Annotated in this window: 16 protein-coding genes and 2 pseudogenes; 12 read left to right on the top strand and 6 right to left on the bottom strand. The window is 66.3% G+C overall.

The annotated features are described in order from the left end of the window. The first annotated feature begins 27 nt into the window (after nucleotides 1-27). Complete coding sequence (locus VAPA_RS30375; protein WP_021004060.1) at nucleotides 28-984, top strand: Bug family tripartite tricarboxylate transporter substrate binding protein; 957 nt, start codon at nucleotides 28-30, stop codon at nucleotides 982-984. Between the two features lie 2 nt (nucleotides 985-986). Here the strand turns inward: VAPA_RS30375 and VAPA_RS30370 are convergent, their stop codons facing one another. Together VAPA_RS30370 and VAPA_RS30365 are read right to left on the bottom strand one after the other, a co-directional pair. Next, the gene (locus VAPA_RS30370; RefSeq protein WP_021004059.1) at nucleotides 987-1,490 is read right to left on the bottom strand and encodes a FadR/GntR family transcriptional regulator; all 504 of its coding nucleotides are present in this window, start codon (nucleotides 1,488-1,490) and stop codon (nucleotides 987-989) included. Between the two features lie 99 nt (nucleotides 1,491-1,589). Then, nucleotides 1,590-3,203, bottom strand: a complete 1,614-nt coding sequence (locus VAPA_RS30365; RefSeq protein ID WP_021004058.1) for a winged helix-turn-helix domain-containing tetratricopeptide repeat protein — start codon at nucleotides 3,201-3,203, stop codon at nucleotides 1,590-1,592. A 122-nt stretch (nucleotides 3,204-3,325) separates the two neighbouring features. On the opposite strand from VAPA_RS30365, the gene VAPA_RS30360 reads away from it, so the two are divergent. Both VAPA_RS30360 and VAPA_RS30355 read left to right on the top strand, forming a co-directional pair. Further along, nucleotides 3,326-3,745 carry a cupin domain-containing protein gene (locus tag VAPA_RS30360; RefSeq protein WP_021004057.1) on the top strand — a complete coding sequence of 140 codons (420 nt, stop codon included), beginning with the start codon at nucleotides 3,326-3,328 and terminating at the stop codon, nucleotides 3,743-3,745. Nucleotides 3,746-3,764: 19 nt separating this feature from the next. After that, nucleotides 3,765-4,250 (top strand): RidA family protein, encoded by a 486-nt coding sequence (locus VAPA_RS30355; protein ID WP_021004056.1) that lies wholly within the window; start codon nucleotides 3,765-3,767, stop codon nucleotides 4,248-4,250. A 14-nt stretch (nucleotides 4,251-4,264) separates the two neighbouring features. On the opposite strand, the gene VAPA_RS30350 is transcribed toward VAPA_RS30355, so the two are convergent. Both VAPA_RS30350 and VAPA_RS30345 read right to left on the bottom strand, forming a co-directional pair. Beyond that, nucleotides 4,265-5,545 (bottom strand): DUF3422 family protein, encoded by a 1,281-nt coding sequence (locus VAPA_RS30350; RefSeq protein WP_021004055.1) that lies wholly within the window; start codon nucleotides 5,543-5,545, stop codon nucleotides 4,265-4,267. A gap of 169 nt (nucleotides 5,546-5,714) precedes the next feature. After that, entirely contained in the window at nucleotides 5,715-6,428 is a 714-nt protein-coding gene (locus tag VAPA_RS30345; protein WP_021004054.1) for a FadR/GntR family transcriptional regulator, read from the bottom strand. Between the two features lie 211 nt (nucleotides 6,429-6,639). Here VAPA_RS30345 and VAPA_RS30340 point away from each other — a divergent pair, with 211 nt between their 5' ends. From VAPA_RS30340 to VAPA_RS30330, 3 genes are read left to right on the top strand one after another with little or no spacing between them, the layout of a single operon-like run. Beyond that, the gene (locus tag VAPA_RS30340; RefSeq protein WP_021004053.1) at nucleotides 6,640-7,515 is read left to right on the top strand and encodes an amidohydrolase family protein; all 876 of its coding nucleotides are present in this window, start codon (nucleotides 6,640-6,642) and stop codon (nucleotides 7,513-7,515) included. Nucleotides 7,516-7,521: 6 nt separating this feature from the next. Further along, entirely contained in the window at nucleotides 7,522-9,048 is a 1,527-nt protein-coding gene (locus VAPA_RS30335; protein WP_021004052.1) for a sugar ABC transporter ATP-binding protein, read from the top strand. Between the two features lie 17 nt (nucleotides 9,049-9,065). Further along, a complete protein-coding gene (locus VAPA_RS30330) occupies nucleotides 9,066-10,094 on the top strand; it encodes an ABC transporter permease (RefSeq protein ID WP_021004051.1) in 1,029 nt (342 codons plus the stop codon). A gap of 75 nt (nucleotides 10,095-10,169) precedes the next feature. Here VAPA_RS30330 and ltrA read toward each other — a convergent pair whose 3' ends face one another. After that, the gene (gene ltrA, locus VAPA_RS30325; RefSeq protein ID WP_051255411.1) at nucleotides 10,170-11,678 is read right to left on the bottom strand and encodes a group II intron reverse transcriptase/maturase; all 1,509 of its coding nucleotides are present in this window, start codon (nucleotides 11,676-11,678) and stop codon (nucleotides 10,170-10,172) included. A gap of 403 nt (nucleotides 11,679-12,081) precedes the next feature. Between ltrA and VAPA_RS30320 the strand changes: the two genes are divergently transcribed. The 6 genes and pseudogenes from VAPA_RS30320 to VAPA_RS35315 form a co-directional block, all read left to right on the top strand. Next, on the top strand, nucleotides 12,082-13,035 hold the full coding sequence (locus tag VAPA_RS30320; RefSeq protein WP_021004050.1) for an ABC transporter substrate-binding protein: 954 nt from the start codon (nucleotides 12,082-12,084) through the stop codon (nucleotides 13,033-13,035). Between the two features lie 22 nt (nucleotides 13,036-13,057). Then, entirely contained in the window at nucleotides 13,058-14,338 is a 1,281-nt protein-coding gene (locus VAPA_RS30315) for an L-fuconate dehydratase (protein ID WP_021004049.1), read from the top strand. A 29-nt stretch (nucleotides 14,339-14,367) separates the two neighbouring features. Then, nucleotides 14,368-15,144: an SDR family oxidoreductase gene (locus VAPA_RS30310; RefSeq protein WP_021004048.1), complete on the top strand. Its 777-nt coding sequence runs from the start codon at nucleotides 14,368-14,370 to the stop codon at nucleotides 15,142-15,144. Between the two features lie 42 nt (nucleotides 15,145-15,186). Continuing rightward, entirely contained in the window at nucleotides 15,187-15,516 is a 330-nt protein-coding gene (locus tag VAPA_RS30305) for an L-rhamnose mutarotase (RefSeq protein ID WP_021004047.1), read from the top strand. Nucleotides 15,517-15,838: 322 nt separating this feature from the next. Then, nucleotides 15,839-15,964 carry a hypothetical protein gene (locus VAPA_RS35475; protein WP_021004046.1) on the top strand — a complete coding sequence of 42 codons (126 nt, stop codon included), beginning with the start codon at nucleotides 15,839-15,841 and terminating at the stop codon, nucleotides 15,962-15,964. 9 nt (nucleotides 15,965-15,973) lie between these two features. Then, a pseudogene (locus VAPA_RS35315) lies at nucleotides 15,974-16,432 on the top strand (alpha/beta fold hydrolase); the annotation flags it as partial. Nucleotides 16,433-16,473: 41 nt separating this feature from the next. On the opposite strand, the pseudogene VAPA_RS35310 reads toward VAPA_RS35315, so the two are convergent. Then, nucleotides 16,474-16,587: pseudogene (locus VAPA_RS35310) on the bottom strand (hypothetical protein); the annotation flags it as partial. Nucleotides 16,588-16,600 lie beyond the last annotated feature (13 nt).

Here is a 16,600-nt window from a genome sequence, read left to right as displayed (position 1 = left end):
CCAGTCATAACCACCGGAGACAAACCCATGATTCGCCTTTTTCTGACCGGCCTGGCATTGGCCGCAAGCACCCATCTCGCCATCGCGCAGGACAGCAAGCCCATTGAATGGGTGGTGGGCTACGCCGCAGGCGGCGGCTCCGACTCCGTCGCACGCGCCACAGCCGAGGCGATGACAAGGAGCCTGGGCCGGCCCATCGTCATCAACAACAAGCCTGGCGCGGCGACCAACATCGCCGCGGACTACACCGCCCGCTCGAAGGACTACGGCAACGTCATGCTGACGGCCGACTTCGCCACCCTCGCAGCCAACCCGTTCCTGTTTTCCAAGCTCAGCTACAACGCCGAGAAAGATCTCGCGCCGGTCGGCATGCTGGCGCGCTTTCCGCTCGTGCTGGTGGTCGGTCCCCAGGTGCCGGCGAAGAACTTCAAGGAGTTCATCGCCTGGGCCAAGGCGCAACCCGGCGGCGTGAACTACGCTTCGGCTGGTGCCGGCAGTCCGCACCATCTGGCGACCGAGCTGCTGCGTGAAAAGACCGGCGTCACGATGACGCACGTCGCCTACCGCGGCGCGGCGCCGGCGATGCAGGACATCCTCGGCGGCCAGGTGCCCTTCATGATGGTCGACACCGCCAGCGGCAACCAGTTCGTGCTGGCCGGCAAGGTCAAGGCCATCGGTGTTGCGAGCGCCAAGCGCATTGCAACGCTGCCCGACGTGCCGACGCTCGCAGAGCAAGGGCTCGCCGACTACGAGGCGTATGCGTGGCAGGGACTTGCGGTGCCCAGCGCCACGCCCGCAGAGATGGTCGAGAAACTCAACAAGGCACTGGTCGATGCACTGAACTCGGCCCCTGTGAAAGCCCGATTCCTGGCGCTCGGCGTCGAAGGATTGCCGGGCACACCGAACGACATGGCCGTGTATGTGAAGGGCGAGCGCGAACGGTGGGGCCGCCTCATCAAGGCGAACGGCATCAAGATCGATTGATATCAGTCAGCCGCAGGCAACGCAGATTCCTGCGTCCGCCGCGCATGCGAGACGCTCAGGTGATGCAGCATCGCCGCCACGGCGACCTGCGGATCCCGCGCTTCCAGCGCGCGGTAGATGGCCTCATGCTCGGCGAACGCCGCCTTCCACGCCTGCGAATCCTCGGTGCGCTCGCTCATGCGCGACGAGATCGGGCTGTGCCGTCCATCGAAGAGTTCCCCGACCAGCCGCACGAGCACCGAGTTGCCCGTCATCTCGGCGATGGCCATGTGAAAGCGCCGGTCGTTCTCGATCTGCGTGCGGCCGCTCCGGCCATCCTGGCGCATGCTTTCGAGCGCGGCCCTCACGCGCTCCAGGTGCTGCGGCGTGACGCGGGCCGAGGCCAGCATGACGACCGAGCCTTCGAGCATCGCGCGCGCCTGGATCATTTCCGACGGACTTTCGCCCACCGCCGGCGTGGCGCGCTCCGCCGCGTCCTGCGACGCGCGCTCGCAGCGCGCTCGCAAAAATCCGCCAGCGGGAAGGACAGGATTCTCTCGAGCACGAATTCATCCCCGAACGCCATGGCAAATCGTTGCCGGGTGGATGCCGCTGACCCGGTCCGGTCAGGACGTGCGCTTGCCCTGCGCCCGTTCGCATTCCGCGTGTCCATTCGCAGCAAGGACCTCGGCATGCGCCTCGCGAAGCGTTGTATCCAGCAGCGCCTGCAACTCGCCGGCCCAGCGGGGATTGGATCGCCACAAAGGCTGCAGGGCGTCCCCGGAGGCCAGTGGCAACTTCGTCATCTGGTCCAGCCATTGACGCGCCGCAGGAGTGCGGCCCAAGGCTGTGCAGCAGGCGGCGGCCGTCTCCATGGCGGAACGCCATGTGGGCCGCACTTTCAGCGAGGCTGTTGCGCATTGCAGTGCCTCGCTTGCATCGCCACTGAACAGGTAGGCCAGGGACAGGACGTTGTACCAGATGAAGTTCTGCGGGTCGTATCGGTTCAGATGCAGCCCGCATTCCAGCGACTCGACCGCCTTGCCGGCATCTCCTGAAAACAGGCGCGCCATGCCGAGCACCAGGTGGCCGAGCGCGAAGCCCGGGCTGAGCTCGGCCGCCTTCTCCGCGGCCCGGATCGCCAGCGCGAAGGACTCCATGTATACGCTGACGATCGCAAGTGCATAGTGCGCATACGGACTCTTCTCGTCCATCTGCACCGCCTGCAAGGCCGCTTCCAGGCCTTCGGCGAGGTCGGCGTCCGGATCCTCGCTCCAGCCATAGGCGATCAGCCCGGCATTCACACGGCCGAGCCACATCCTCGCCTCCGGCAATCCGGCATCGAGCTGGCGGGCTTGGCGGAACAAGGCGCGCGCCTGCAGGTGCGTCGGCCGCGTCACTTGATGAAAGAACCAAGAGCCCCGCGCGACGAGATCCCAGCCTGTGACGCTGCCTGAGCCCCGCCTTTGCGCGGCCAGGCCGGCCTCGCTCTTGAGCAGCTCGGGCTCGATCGAGCCTGCGACCTGCTGCGCGATCGTGTCCTGCACTTCGAACATGTCCAGCAGGGCGAAATCGTGGTGCCCGGCCCAGATGTAACGGCCGTCGCACGCATCGACGAGCTCTGCCGAGATGCGGATCCTGTCGCCGGATCTGCGCACGGCGCCTGTCAGCAGATATCGCACGCCCAGTTCGAGCGCGGCCGTCTTCGGCTCGACAGCCCTGGACTTGTACACGAAGCTGGAGTTGCGGCCCCTGACGGAGAACCATCGGAACCGGGTGAGCGCGGCAATGACGTCTTCGGTGACGCCATCGGCGAAGTACTCCTGCGTCGCATCGTCGCTGAGGTTCTTGAATGGCATCACCGCGATGGACGGCCGCCTGCCGCCGTCCGCACTGCCTGCGTCCGCCTGCTCGAGCGCGGTGTCGTCCACGGCAGCCGCTTCCGCGAGGCGATAACCTACCCGCGGCACGGTAAGGATCCATTGCGCCCCTTCGGAGGTCGTGCCCAGCAGCTTGCGAAGCGCCGCGATCTGGACCGAGAGGTTGCTGTCTTCGACCACCAGGCCCGGCCAGGCCGCCGCCATCAGGGTCGACTTGGCCACCACTTCGCCCTGCGCCTCGAGCAAGGTTCGCAGGATCAGCAGACCGCGCTGGCCGACGGCGAGGACGCGACCGTCGCGCGACAGCGTGCCCATCCTGGCGTCAAGGAGCAGGGGGCCGAAAGCGAATCGCTTTCCCATGGATCGAGGCCTGCGGCCGGTTCGGAATAATTCGGGATTTTTCGGACAGGGTTCGGTGACTGTCAAGGCCATTCGCGGCATGGTGGCGAGATAGCGCAGCAGGCCATCACCGGAGAGCTGACATGAACGCAACGACAGGCACGGCGCCGCCACGAGTCGTCAGTGGCTCGCAGCCCTACACGAGTGCACAGGGCACGGTCTACGCACCTGGGATCTGCGCCGAAACAGTGGAATCCGAGGCGCTTTTCCTCGGGCGCGTGACGCTCCCCGCTGGCGAGCGGACGAAGGCGCATGTCCACGCGCGGCATGAATCCGCCTTCTACATGCTGAGCGGTGGGGAAGTGGCGCTGTGGACGGGCGAGCGGCTGCAGGAGCGCGCCGTTGCGCGGCCCGGCGACTACCTCTTCATCCCGGCCGGCGTGCCGCATGTGGCGGTCAACCTGAGCAGTTCGGAGCCCGCGGTGTTCATCGGATCGCGTAACGAGCCGACCGCGCAGGAAAGCGTCGTGATGCGTCCCGAGCTCGATGCGCTGGTCCCATAACGAAACGAAGGAGATCATCATGGCAAGAATCGAAGCACGTCTCGCGCAGATGGGTCTGCTTTTGCCGAAGCCCTTGCAGGCTCCGCCGAATGTCCGCCTGCCTTTCGCCTGGGTCCGCGTGCGGGGGCGGCGGGCCTTCATCTCCGGCCACATCCCTCTCGAGCCGGACGGCAGCATCGCGAAGCCGCTCGGCAAGGTGGGCGCCGAGATCACGCCTGAACAGGGCTATCAAGCGGCCAGGCTCGTGGCGCTGGCGCACCTGGCAAGCCTGAAGCGCGAGCTGGGCGACCTCGATCGCGTGACCGCCTGGCTGAGGGTATTTGCGATGGTCAACGTGGCACCGGAGTTCAACGAGACGCCGCGGGTGACCAATGGCTACTCTGATCTCATTCTTGAGCTCTACGGGCAGGAAGCCGGAACACACGCCCGCTCCTCCATCGGAATGATGATTCCGCTCAATGCGCCGGTGAATTGCGAGGCGGAGGTGGAGATCGACGGGGGATGAAGCTGTGAAGTTGCTCAGCTGTCCGGCGACTGGTGCAGATGCCGGCGCAACCGCCGCATGTTGAGCAGCACGAGCAGTGCGATGGCCGGCACGGCCACCAGTGTCACTGCGGTCTCGTGCCAGCCCATGGCCTTGGCCAAGGGCTTGAGCAGGTAGTTGCTCAAGCCGACGCCGTAGTAGGTCATGGCGATCACCGACAGGCCCTCGACCGTCTCCTGCAGCCGCAGCTGCAGGCCCTGGCGCCGGTCGAGCGAGCTGAGCAGCGCCTGGTTCTGGCGTTCGCGTTCGACTTCGGAGCGGGTCTGCAGCAACTGTGCGGCCCTGGCAATCCGCTCGGACAATTGCGTCTGCCGGGCCGCTGTGGCTGCGCAGCTGTCCATGGCCGGACGAAACCGGCGCGCCATGAACTCCGACAGCGGCTGCAGGCCCGGCACCAGCGTCTCGCGCAGATCGATCAGCCGCTGGTTCACGATGCCGCTGTAGGCGCGGGTGGCCGCAAAGCGCGCACCGTTCTCGGCCATCGCGTGCTCGACCTGGGCGGCCAGCGTGACGAGCTCGTGCAGCAGGACTTCGTCGCCATCGGTCGCATCGTGGAAGCGGGCCATCAGCGACGCCAACTGGGCCTCTTCGGCCGCGAGCTGGCCCATGCGGCGCGTGGCGACCGGCAGACTGAGCAGGGCCATCATGCGGTAGGTGTCGAGCTCTATCAGGCGCTGGACGGTACGGCCCGCGCGCCGCCGGTTCATGGCGTGGTCGAACACCAGGAAGCGCGTCACCCCGGCTTTGGCGCGAAGGTCCGACACCACGGTGGCCGCGCCGTCGGCCACCCGGTTGCCCACCAGCGGATCGCTGCCGAAAAGCGGCGCCACCAGGCGCGCATGGGGTGGATCGCCAGGGCAGGGGAGCACGGCCAGCTGTGTCGCGGAAATCATGCGGCCGGGGAGCGAGGCCAGCCAGTCGTGCGGCAGGGCATCGAGCCATCCGGTGTCGAAAGCCTGCTCCATCGCGAGTTCGCCAAGATCGGTGAACACGGTGAATGTGTGGAACTCCGTGTGGCGCTCCCAGCGCACGCGCAGCGCGCCGCAACGCACCTGGCACTGCGTGGCGGCGCCCGCTGCGGAGGCCTCGCCGCCCAGCCGCGCCAGATGCGCGACGCAAAGCGCGTCGTCGGCCGGGCCTTCGCGCAGCGTGGCAATGGCCAACGCGGCACCCGGCGTCGAGAGTGGCTCGAACGGGCGCGCGTGAATTTCGTCGGCCAGCTGCTGGCGTTCTTCCACTTCTGTCGGTAGTTTCATTTGGGGCTCCGGAAGGGGCATTGTCTCTTCAAGCCCCCGAGGTCGGGCCCGGTTGCGTGGTCGATCCAGCGCATTCGGAAGTCGGAAGGCCCGCGCGAGAGTCGTCCGACAGGCTCGTCACTGGTCGCCGAGCACGGCGGCACTGAAGATTGCCAGGGAACTATCGCAATCAGTCGGCCGCAGGCGGCGCAGATTCCTGCGTCCACCGCGCATGCGAGGCGCTCAGGTGATGCAGCATCGCCGCCACGGCGGCCTGCGGATCCCGCGCTTCCAGCGCGCGGTAGATGGCCTCATGCTCGGCGAACGCCGCCTTCCACGCCTGCGAATCCTCGGTGCGCTCGCTCATGCGCGACGAGATCGGGCTGTGCCGCCCATCGAAGAGTTCCCCGACCAGCCGCACGAGCACCGAGTTGCCCGTCATCTCGGCGATGGCCATGTGAAAGCGCCGGTCGTTCTCGATCTGCGTGCGGCCGCTCCGGCCGTCCTGGCGCATGCTTTCGAGCGTTGTCCTCACGCGCTCCAGGTGCTGCGGCGTCACGCGGGCCGAGGCCAGCGTGACGACCGAGCCTTCGAGCATCGCGCGCGCCTGGATCATTTCCGACGGGCTTTCGCCCACCGCCGGCGTGGCGCGCTCCGCCGCGTCCTGCGACGCGCAGACATACACGCCTGACCCCATCCGTATCTCGATGCGCCCGTCGATCTCCAGGGCGATCAGCGCCTCGCGCAGCGAAGGCCGCGACACACCCAGCTGCAGCGCCAGCTCCCGCTCCGGTGGCAAGCGCGCGCCGGCGGGCAGGTTGCCGTTGCGGATGAAAGCCCGGATCTGGTCGGCGATCTGCTGGTAGAGCCGGCGGGTGTCGGCGGGTTTGGTGGGGGGAAACATGAGAAAAGCAGGCCGTCGATCTGGTCATGCCAGTTTGCCATCCTCTATGTAGTGATTGCTACTAATGAGCGGTATTTCGCGGGAAAACCCGCAAAGGGTTTGTTCCGGTAAGGCCATTTTTGACGTTATGGCAAAGTGATCCCGCCAAATTGGTAAGGCCAAATAGAGATGGCAGCGTTCCATTCGACGAGACTGGAGGGTGCCAGACAGCATGAGACAACGCATCGACTCGCATCAGCATTTCTGGCGGCCCGCGCGCGGCGACTACGCGTGGCTGCGCGCCGATGTGCCCGCCCTGGCGCCGCTGGTGCGCGACTTTCTTCCCGAGCACCTCGCGCCTTTGCTGCAGGCGCATGACATCGAGCGGACCGTGCTCGTGCAGGCCGCCGATTCGGAAGCCGAAACCGGCTTCATGCTCGAACTGGCCAGCGCGCACGAGGTGGTGGGCGGCGTGGTCGGCTGGGTCGACCTGGGCCACCCCGATGCCGTGGCCTCGCTCGAGCGCATGGCGCGGCACCCCAAGTTCAAGGGCGTGCGGCCGATGCTGCAGGACCTGCCCGACGACGACTGGATCGCGCGCATCCCGCGCCCCGACGCCATTCAGGCGCTCCTGCGCCTGGGCCTGCGCTTCGATGCGCTGGTGAAGCCGCGGCACCTGTCCTCGCTGATCCGCTTCCTGAAGGACTGGCCGGAGTTGCCCGTGGTGATCGACCATGCCGCCAAGCCGCCCGTAGGCGCGCACGACAGTGAGGCCTTCGCGGCCTGGCGCAAGGACATGGCCGAGCTCGCCGCGCTGCCGCAGGTGTGCTGCAAGTTCTCAGGACTCTGGGGCGAAGCGCCGCCATCGACGCATGGCGACGTCGATGCGGCGGTGCGCGCCGTGCGCCCGGTGTGGGAGCCACTGCTCGAAAGTTTCGGCCCCGCCCGCCTCATGTGGGGCAGCGACTGGCCGGTGCTCACGCTGGCCGGTGACTACGCGGGCTGGATCGCGGTCAGCGAGGCCTGCATCGGCCGCCTGTCGGCCAGCGAGCAGTCGCGCATCTGGCGCGGCACCGCGCAACGCTTCTACGGCATCTCGACGGACTGACTACGCATGCAACCCATCGTCACCATCCGCGACCTCTGCAAGTCCTTTGCCGGCGTGCGCGCGCTCGACAAGGCGCAGTTCGACCTGCTGCCCGGCGAGGTGCACGCCCTGATGGGCGAGAACGGCGCGGGCAAGTCCACGCTGATGAAGGTGCTCGCGGGCGTCTACGGCAAGGATTCCGGCGAAGTGCTGATCGACGGCGAGCCCGTGGACATCGCGAGCCCGCGCGCGGCGCAGGCGCTGGGCATCGGGATCATCCATCAGGAGCTCAACCTGATGAACCACCTGAGCGCCGCGCAGAACATCTTCATCGGCCGCGAGCCGCGCGGGCGCTTCGGCCTCTTCATCGACGAAGACGCGATGCGCGCCGAGGCCGAGCGCATCTTCGCGCGCATGAACCTGCGGCTCGACCCGCACACGCCGGTCGGCGAACTCGCGGTGGCGAAGCAGCAGATGGTGGAGATCGCGAAGGCGCTCTCGTTCGACTCGCGCGTGCTCATCATGGACGAGCCCACCGCCGCGCTCAACAACGAGGAGGTGGCCGACCTGTTCCGCATCATCGGCCAGCTGAAATCGCAGGGCGTGGCCATCGTCTACATCTCGCACAAGATGGACGAACTCAAGCGCATCGCCGACCGCGTGACCGTGATGCGCGACGGCCAGTACATCGCCACCGTGTCGATGGCCGACACGCCGATGGACACCTTGATCGCCATGATGGTGGGCCGCCAGCTCACCGAGGTGGAGAACGACTTTCCCGACACCTCGGGCAACGAGATCGTGCTCGAGGCCCGCGGCATCACGCGCGGCGGGATGGTTCGCGACGCGAGCTTCGTGCTGCGCAAGGGCGAGATCCTGGGCTTTGCGGGGCTCATGGGCGCGGGCCGCACCGAGCTGGCGCGCGCGGTGTTCGGCGCCGACCCGATCGACGCGGGCGAGGTCCGCGTGCACGGCAAGAGAGTGTCGATCAGGTCGCCCGAGGATGCCGTGTCGCACGGCATCGGCTACCTCTCCGAAGACCGCAAGCACTTCGGCCTGGCCACCGGCATGGATGTGGAAACCAACATCGCGCTGCCGAGCATGAAGAAGTTCCTGTCGATGGGCGTCTTCATCGACCAGGCCGCCATCGAGGCCGCAGGCGAGCGCTACGTGAAGCAGCTCAGCATCAAGACGCCCTCGGTGCGCCAGCACGTGCGGCTGCTCTCGGGCGGCAACCAGCAGAAGATCGTGATCGCCAAATGGCTGCTGCGCGACTGCAGCGTGCTTTTCTTCGACGAGCCCACGCGCGGCATCGACGTGGGCGCCAAGGCCGAGATCTACCGCCTGCTCAACGAACTGGCCGCCGAGGGCAAGGCCATCGTGATCATCTCTTCGGAGCTGCCCGAGATATTGCGCGTGAGCCACCGCGTGCTGGTGATGTGCGAAGGCCGCATCACCGGCGAACTGGCGGGGCGCGAAGCCTCGCAGGAAAAGATCATGCAGCTCGCCACCCGGCGTGAAACCACCGCTGCTGCTGCCGCCGCCACCGCATGACGACTGGAGACAACGCCTTGACAACCCCCACCGCTACCACTGCCTCCGCCGCACCGGGCTTCTCGCTGAAGGCACGGCTCTTTCGTCCCGCCACGCGGCAGAAGCTGCTGGCCTTTGCCAGCCTCATCGCGCTGATGGTGTTCTTCAGCTTCGCGTCGCCGCAGTTCCTGCAGACCGACAACCTCGTGAGCATCCTGCAGTCGACCGCGGTGAACGGCGTACTGGCCATTGCCTGCACCTTCGTGATCATCACCGCGGGCATCGATCTTTCGGTGGGCACGCTGATGACCTTCTGCGCCGTCATGGCCGGTGTGGTGCTCACCTACATGGGCATGCCGCTCGCGCTGGGCATCGTGGCCGCGATCTTCTTCGGTGCGCTGGCCGGGTTCGTGTCGGGCGTGCTGATCGCCAAGCTCAAGATCCCGCCCTTCATCGCCACGCTGGGCATGATGATGCTGCTCAAGGGCCTGTCGCTCGTGATCTCGGGCACCAAGCCGATCTACTTCAACGACACGCCGGACTTTCCGGCGATCTCGCAGGATTCGCTGATCGGCTACTTCATTCCGTCGCTGCCGATTCCGAATGCGGTGCTGATCCTCTTCCTGGTGGCGGTGGCTGCGAGCATCGTGCTCAACAAGACCATTCTCGGGCGCTACACCTTCGCGCTCGGCAGCAACGAGGAGGCCGTGCGCCTGTCGGGCGTGAACACCGATTTCTGGAAGATCGTGGTCTACACGGTGAGCGGCGGCATCTGCGGCATCGCGGGCCTGCTGATCGCCTCGCGCCTGAACTCCGCGCAGCCGGCGCTGGGACAAGGCTACGAGCTCGACGCGATTGCCGCGGTGGTCATCGGCGGCACCTCGCTCAGCGGCGGCACCGGCACCATCGTGGGCACGATCATCGGCGCCTTCATCATGAGCGTGCTGACCAACGGCCTGCGCATTCTTTCGGTCGCGCAGGAATGGCAGACGGTGGTCACGGGCGTGATCATCATCCTGGCCGTGTACGCGGACATCCTGCGCCGCCGCGGCAGCAACACGCACTGACCCTATTTCCGCAACCCAGTAGGAGTAGGAATGCCAGTCACCCAGCACCCCCTCCACAGATCCGTACGTGCGGAGCTACCGCATACGGCTCCTGCCTTGGGTCATGACGATCAGACGCTGGTTCGGGTACGGGTGGCAGATGTTCGCAACAGGCAGCCAATGCGCCATCAATCGATACATTCGACGCCACGTCAGGCCATGGCTCTGACTGCGGCGGCACAGCGTGCGATGCCACAGCCCGGCGACCTGGAAGCGGAATGTCCTCAGCCGCGCGCCGTTGCACGGCACGCCGAAGTAGCGCGCATGCCCGGCCACCACCGCCCGCAGGTACTGGCCCTGCTCCGGGATGGGTTGGTGCATGCGCCTTCTGAGTTCGAGCTTGACCACCTGCAGTTTGGCTCGCAGGCGTTTGGCACTGGTGAGCCGCAGGACCATGAAGTGGCCCTTCCTCGTCGTCCCGCAGCAATGCGTGAACCCCAGGAAGTCGAAGGTCTGCGGCTTGCCTTGTCCTCGGCGGCGTCGATTCTCCCGGGCGACGCGCCCGAACTCGATCAGCCGCGTCTTCTCGGGGTGCAGCTTCAGCCCGAATTGGCCCAGCCGCTCGGCCACCGCGCGCTGGAAGCGCTCGGCATCGTCGCGGAACTGGAACCCGGCTACCCAATCGTCGGCGTAACGCACGACGATCACGTCGCCTCGGGCATGGCGCCCCCTCCACTGCTTCACCCACAGGTCGAACGCATAGTGCAGGTAGATGTTGGCCAGCAGCGGACTGATGCTCCCACCCTGAACCGTACCCACCTCACTTTGCCTCAGCCTGCCTTCTTCCAGCACGCCCGCGTGCAGCCATTTCTTGATCAGCCGCACCACGCGCGTGTCCGCCACGCGGTGTTCGATGAACTTCACCAGCCAGTCCCTTTCGATTGTGTCGAAGAACTTGGCAATGTCCGCATCGAGAATCCAGCTCACTCGTCTGCTGTGCACACCTACCGCCACGGCATCCAGCGCGTTGTGCGCACTCTTGCCGGGCCTGAAGCCGTAGCTGAACCCGAGGAAGTCCTGCTCATAGATGGCGTTCAACACTTCGACCGTGGCGCGCTGGACGAGCTTGTCCTCCAGCGCCGGCACGCCCAGCGGGCGCTTGCTGCCGTCGGCCTTGTCGATGTACACCCGCTTCACAGGCTGGGGCCGGTAGCCCCCTCGGGCCAACCGTTCGGACAGATCCAGGAGGTTGCCCTCCAGGTCCTGCCCGTACGCCTGCCAGGTCTGGCCGTCCACCCCAGCGGCCGCGTCGCGCTTGAGCGCAAGGTAGGCCGCCTCAAGGCGTTCGACCGCGTAGATGTGGTGCAGCAGTCCAGTGAACCTCGCACCACGACGGCCCTTTGCCGTCTGTCGTATGCCATCGAGCGCGGTTCCCATGTCATAGACCCGCACCGATCTGCGGGACATGCGCGCCGCGATGGCATTTCCCTTGGCCTGCCGCCTTCCCTCCACCGCCTCCGCCGCCGCAGGAGCTTCCCCCGCAGCCTTGTTCGGCAGCTTCTTCGGTACTACGCAGCAGTCCGACTTCCCGCTCCTATCGCTCATCGTCGTACGCCCTTGGGCTTCACGATGCGCTCTGCACTCGACGCTTCCCAGCGCGTTGCAGAAGGACGCGGGATCTCCCGGTTTCCGTGCAAGGTGTTTCCGCGCGTGCGCGGGGTCTCTGACCGCGCGGGGTCCCATGCCACCTCGCCAAAGCGGCAGCATCGGTGTGGCCTTCGGCAATCTCCTACTGCCTCGGCACCCCGGACCACCCGCAGCTCTCGCCGCGGGGCATGTATTACGCGGCTCGATACCCGGCCCGCGCGTACCCCTGTCAACGCTTCGCCCACACCCTCACGAATGTGCACGCATGACTCGGGGCCGCCGTAGCTGGCTAAGCCTTCAACGTATGACTCTTTCATTCACAACACCTCGCCGGCTTTGACCGGCGCACAGGAGACTTTGCATGATTCAAAGAAGAGCAGCCACAACCGCGCTGGTCGCGGCCCTCATCGGCGTGCCGGGTTTTGCCCAGGCACAGCAGGCGCAGGAGATCTACATTCCGCTCGTGTCCAAGGGCTTCCAGCACCAGTTCTGGCAGGCCGTGAAGTCCGGCGCCGAGCAGGCCGCGAAGGACCTGAAGGTGAAGGTCACTTTCGAAGGCCCCGAGACCGAGGCGATGGTCGACAAGCAGATCGACATGCTCTCCGCCGCGCTCGCGAAGAAGCCGCAGGCCATCGGCTTTGCCGCGCTCGACAGCCAGGCCGCCATTCCCCTCCTGAAGAAGGCGCAGGCCGCGAAGATTCCCGTGGTGGCCTTCGACTCGGGCGTGGACAGCGACATCCCCGTGACCACCACCACCACCGACAACAAGGCCGCCGCGGCGCTCGCGGCGGACAAGATGGCCGAGCTGATCGGCAAGTCGGGCGAGGTCGCGCTGGTGGTGCACGACCAGACCAGCCGCACCGGCGTGGACCGGCGCGACGGGTTCGTGAACCGCATCAAGTCGACCTATCCGAACATCAAGATCGTGAGCGTGCAGTACGGCGGCGGCGACCAGCTGAAGTCCACCGAGATCACCAAGTCGATCCTGCAGGCCTCGCCGAACCTGAAGGGCATCTTCGGCGCCAACGAGGGCTCCGCCATCGGCGTGGTCAACGGCGTGAAGGAGATGAAGCGCAACGGCAAGGTCGTGATCATCGGCTACGACTCCGGCAAGCAGCAGAAGAACGCGATCATCGACGGCAGCATGGCCGGCGCCATCACGCAGAACCCGGTGGGCATGGGCTACAAGACGGTGGAGATGGCGGTGAAGGCGATCAAGGGCGAGAAGCTGCCCAAGGTGGTCGATACGGGCTTCTTCTGGTATGACAAGACCAACATCGCAGACCCGAAGATCGCATCGGTTCTTTACGACTGATTTTTTCGCAGAAGACCCGTTCATGACCATCGTCCGATCCATGCGCGTGCTGGACGTGCGCTTTCCCACGTCGCAGCAGCTCGACGGCTCCGACGCGATGAACCCCGACCCGGACTACTCCGCGGCGTACGTCGTGCTGGAGACCGACCAGCCGGGGCTCGAAGGCCACGGCCTGACCTTCACCATCGGCCGCGGCAACGAGATCTGCTGCACGGCCATCGAGGCGATGCGCCACCTGGTCGTCGGGCTCGACCTGCAGTGGGTGGCCGAGGACATGGGCCGCTTCTGGCGGCACGTCACGTCCGACAGCCAGCTGCGCTGGATCGGCCCCGACAAGGGCGCCATTCACCTCGCGACCGGCGCGGTGGTCAATGCGATGTGGGACCTGTGGGCCAAGTCCGAAGGCAAGCCGGTGTGGCAGCTGGTGGCGGACATGAGCCCCGAGGAGCTGGTGCGATGCATCGACTTTCGCTACATCACGGACTGCATCACGCCCGAAGAAGCGCTCACGCTGTTGCGCGACGCGGCCGTCGGCAAGGCCGAGCGCATCGCCACGCTGAAGGCCGAGGGCTACCCCTGCTACACCACCTCGGCCGGCTGGCTCGGCTACTCCGACGAGAAGCTGCGCCGGCTCGCGCAGGAGGCGGTCGATGCGGGCTTCAACCACATCAAGCTCAAGGTGGGGCGCGACCTGCAGGACGACATCCGCCGGCTGACCGTGGCGCGTGAAGTGCTCGGGCCCGACCGCCACCTGATGATCGACGCCAACCAGGTCTGGGAGGTCGACCAGGCCATCGACTGGGTGCGGCAGCTGGCCTTCGCCAAGCCCTGGTTCATCGAGGAGCCGACGAGCCCGGATGACGTCGAAGGCCACCGCAAGATCCGCGAAGGCATCGCTCCGGCGGTGAAGGTGGCCACGGGCGAGATGTGCCAGAACCGCATCATGTTCAAGCAGTTCATCATGCGCAGCGCCATCGACGTGGTGCAGATCGATTCCTGCCGCCTCGGCGGCGTGAACGAGATCCTGGCGGTGATGCTGATGGCCGCGAAGTACAAGCTGCCCGTGTGCCCGCATGCCGGCGGCGTGGGGCTGTGCGAGTACGTGCAGCATCTGTCGATGATCGACTACCTGTGCATCTCGGGAACGCGGGAAGGGCGGGTGATCGAGTATGTGGACCATCTGCATGAACACTTCGCCGAGCCTTGCGCGATTCGCGGTGCGGCGTACATGCCGCCCACGGCCCCCGGGTTCTCGATCACGATGAAGCCCGAGTCGCTCGAGCGCTATCGCTTCCGCGGGTAGATGGATCAACAGAAAGGCATCGTGCGGTCATGGACCTGAATCTGAAAGACAAGGTGGTGCTCGTCACCGGCGGCGGCAGCGGCATCGGTGCAGCCATTTCGCTCACGCTCGCGCGCGAAGGCGCGGTGCCGGTGATCTGCGGGAAGAACCCGCTGGATGCGGCGTTCGAGCAGGAGCTGCGCGGGCTGCAGCCGCGGGCGCGGTTCCTCCAGTTCGAGTTGACGGAAGAGGCGGCTTGCGGCAAGGCCGTCGAAAGCACGGTCGCGGAGTTCGGTCGCATCGATGGGCTGGTCAACAACGCAGGCGTGAATGACAGCGTGGGGCTCGAAGCGGGGCGCGAGGCATTCATCGCATCGCTGGACCGGAACCTCGTTCACTACTACGTGATGGCGCATTTCTGCCTGCCGCACCTGAAGGCCAGCCGCGGAGCCATCGTGAACATCTCGTCGAAGACGGCGCTGACGGGGCAGGGCAACACCAGCGGCTACACCGCGGCCAAGGGCGCGCAGCTGTCGCTGACGCGCGAGTGGGCGGCTTCCTTGCTGGAGGACGGCGTGCGCGTCAACGCGGTGATTCCCGCCGAGGTGATGACGCCGCTGTACCAGCGCTGGATATCGGCCTTCGACGAACCCGACCGCAAGCTCGCGGCCATCACCGACAAGATCCCTCTCGGCCGCCGCATGACCACGCCGCAGGAGATTGCGAACACTGCCGTGTTCCTGCTCTCCGAACGGGCCTCGCACACGACCGGGCAGTGGGTGTTCGTGGACGGCGGCTACACGCACCTGGATCGGGCGCTGACCTGATCTCTCGCTCTTCCCTTCATCGACCATCGGACCCGACGACCCATGCGCCACTGCCTTGCCCTCGATCTGAAAGACGACCCGGCGCTGATCGCCGAGTACGAGGCCTACCACCGCAACATCTGGCCAGAGGTGCGCGCGCATCTGCATGCGCATGGCGTGACGGGCATGGAGATCTACCGGCTCGGGACGCGGATGGTGATGCTGATGGAGACAGACGACGCGCGCTACGACGCCGAGGCGATGGCGGCCGCGACGCGGGACGATCCGAAGATTCACGCGTGGGAAGAACTGATGTGGAAGTTCCAGGCGCCCACGCCCTGGACTCCGAACGGGGAGAAGTGGTTGGAGATGAGCCGGATATTCGAGTTGTAGGTGCCGGCGGGCTTGCTCCGACATTTCCGTTGGGGATCTTGTTCCTGCCGGCGGCATCGCTTCTGCCTGTATCGCCCGGGACATGACATGCCCGGGCGCCTTCGGGTTTTCCCCAATCACCGGTCCGGCGATTCGGACGGCCTCGTCGCTGCGCATCCGGATCGTCGGCAGACCATCCGTTTCATTCCTGCCTCGTCCCCCATGAAATCAACGACTTAGCGTGCCTTGCGCGCCACGCGCCGCGTGGCACATCGATTGCTCTGTACCAGGGCCGGCCGCATCGCCCGATGCAGGTCCCGGCCATGACACAGGAGACAAACCGATGAGCACCATGGGTGACCTTGACCCCACGGAAACCGGCCATCCGACGTTCGGCGAATCCATCGGCATGGCGGCCGAAGTCCTCGAGGGGCATTGCACCGGCCTGCCCCCGGTGAAGAAGAGGTAGGCCGCCGCCATGCCGCTCGCACTGGCTTTCGAAGCGCTGGGATCGGGGCCTCCGGTGGTGATCCTGCACGGCCTGTTCGGCGCGGGGCGCAACTGGACGCAGTTTGCGCAGGCGCTGGCCGAGGACCACCGCGTCTACCTGCCCGATGCCCGCAACCACGGGGCCTCGCCGTGGGCCGAATCGATGTCGTACATGGAGATGGCGGACGACGTGCGCGCGCTGATCGAGCGCGACCAATTGCAGCGTCCCTTCGTGATCGGCCACAGCATGGGCGGCAAGACGGCGATGGCCCTGGCGCTCTCGCACCCGCAGACCATCGGCGGCATCGCCGTGATCGACATCGCGCCCGAGAGCTATGCCGACCAGTTCTCGCCGTACGTGTCGGCCATGCGCAGCCTCGACATGGCCAGCGCCGCCAGCCGCCGCGAGATCCGTGAGGCGCTGGCCGGCAGCCTCAGCGCCGAGGCCCCGGTCGACTTCCTGATGCAGAACCTGCGCCGGCAGAACGCGAACGCGTCGATGCCGGCGAACTTCTTGAAGAGGCAGGCCTTGCCTTCCATGACCGGCTTGCCGGCCAGGGCACCGATGTTGCCCAGGCTCAGCACCGCCGTCCCGTTGGCGACATCGAGCTCGACG

Source organism: Variovorax paradoxus B4, from assembly GCF_000463015.1.
Lineage (GTDB): Bacteria > Pseudomonadota > Gammaproteobacteria > Burkholderiales > Burkholderiaceae_C > Variovorax > Variovorax paradoxus_E.
The sequence above is the reverse complement of the archived record's forward strand: the minus strand, read 5'-3'. Positions and strand labels throughout refer to the sequence as shown.

Bases quoted from the DNA above. Each gene is read 5' to 3' on its own strand.
- VAPA_RS30375 (WP_021004060.1), top strand. From the start codon at position 28: ATGATTCGCCTTTTTCTGACCGGCCTGGCATTGGCCGCAAGCACCCAT.
- VAPA_RS30365 (WP_021004058.1), bottom strand. From the start codon at position 3,203: ATGGGAAAGCGATTCGCTTTCGGCCCCCTGCTCCTTGACGCCAGGATG.
- VAPA_RS30360 (WP_021004057.1), top strand. From the start codon at position 3,326: ATGAACGCAACGACAGGCACGGCGCCGCCACGAGTCGTCAGTGGCTCG.
- VAPA_RS30355 (WP_021004056.1), top strand. From the start codon at position 3,765: ATGGCAAGAATCGAAGCACGTCTCGCGCAGATGGGTCTGCTTTTGCCG.
- VAPA_RS30350 (WP_021004055.1), bottom strand. From the start codon at position 5,545: ATGAAACTACCGACAGAAGTGGAAGAACGCCAGCAGCTGGCCGACGAA.
- VAPA_RS30345 (WP_021004054.1), bottom strand. From the start codon at position 6,428: ATGTTTCCCCCCACCAAACCCGCCGACACCCGCCGGCTCTACCAGCAG.
- VAPA_RS30340 (WP_021004053.1), top strand. From the start codon at position 6,640: ATGAGACAACGCATCGACTCGCATCAGCATTTCTGGCGGCCCGCGCGC.
- VAPA_RS30335 (WP_021004052.1), top strand. From the start codon at position 7,522: ATGCAACCCATCGTCACCATCCGCGACCTCTGCAAGTCCTTTGCCGGC.
- ltrA (WP_051255411.1), bottom strand. From the start codon at position 11,678: ATGAGCGATAGGAGCGGGAAGTCGGACTGCTGCGTAGTACCGAAGAAG.
- VAPA_RS30320 (WP_021004050.1), top strand. From the start codon at position 12,082: ATGATTCAAAGAAGAGCAGCCACAACCGCGCTGGTCGCGGCCCTCATC.
- VAPA_RS30315 (WP_021004049.1), top strand. From the start codon at position 13,058: ATGACCATCGTCCGATCCATGCGCGTGCTGGACGTGCGCTTTCCCACG.
- VAPA_RS30310 (WP_021004048.1), top strand. From the start codon at position 14,368: ATGGACCTGAATCTGAAAGACAAGGTGGTGCTCGTCACCGGCGGCGGC.
- VAPA_RS30305 (WP_021004047.1), top strand. From the start codon at position 15,187: ATGCGCCACTGCCTTGCCCTCGATCTGAAAGACGACCCGGCGCTGATC.
- VAPA_RS35475 (WP_021004046.1), top strand. From the start codon at position 15,839: ATGAGCACCATGGGTGACCTTGACCCCACGGAAACCGGCCATCCGACG.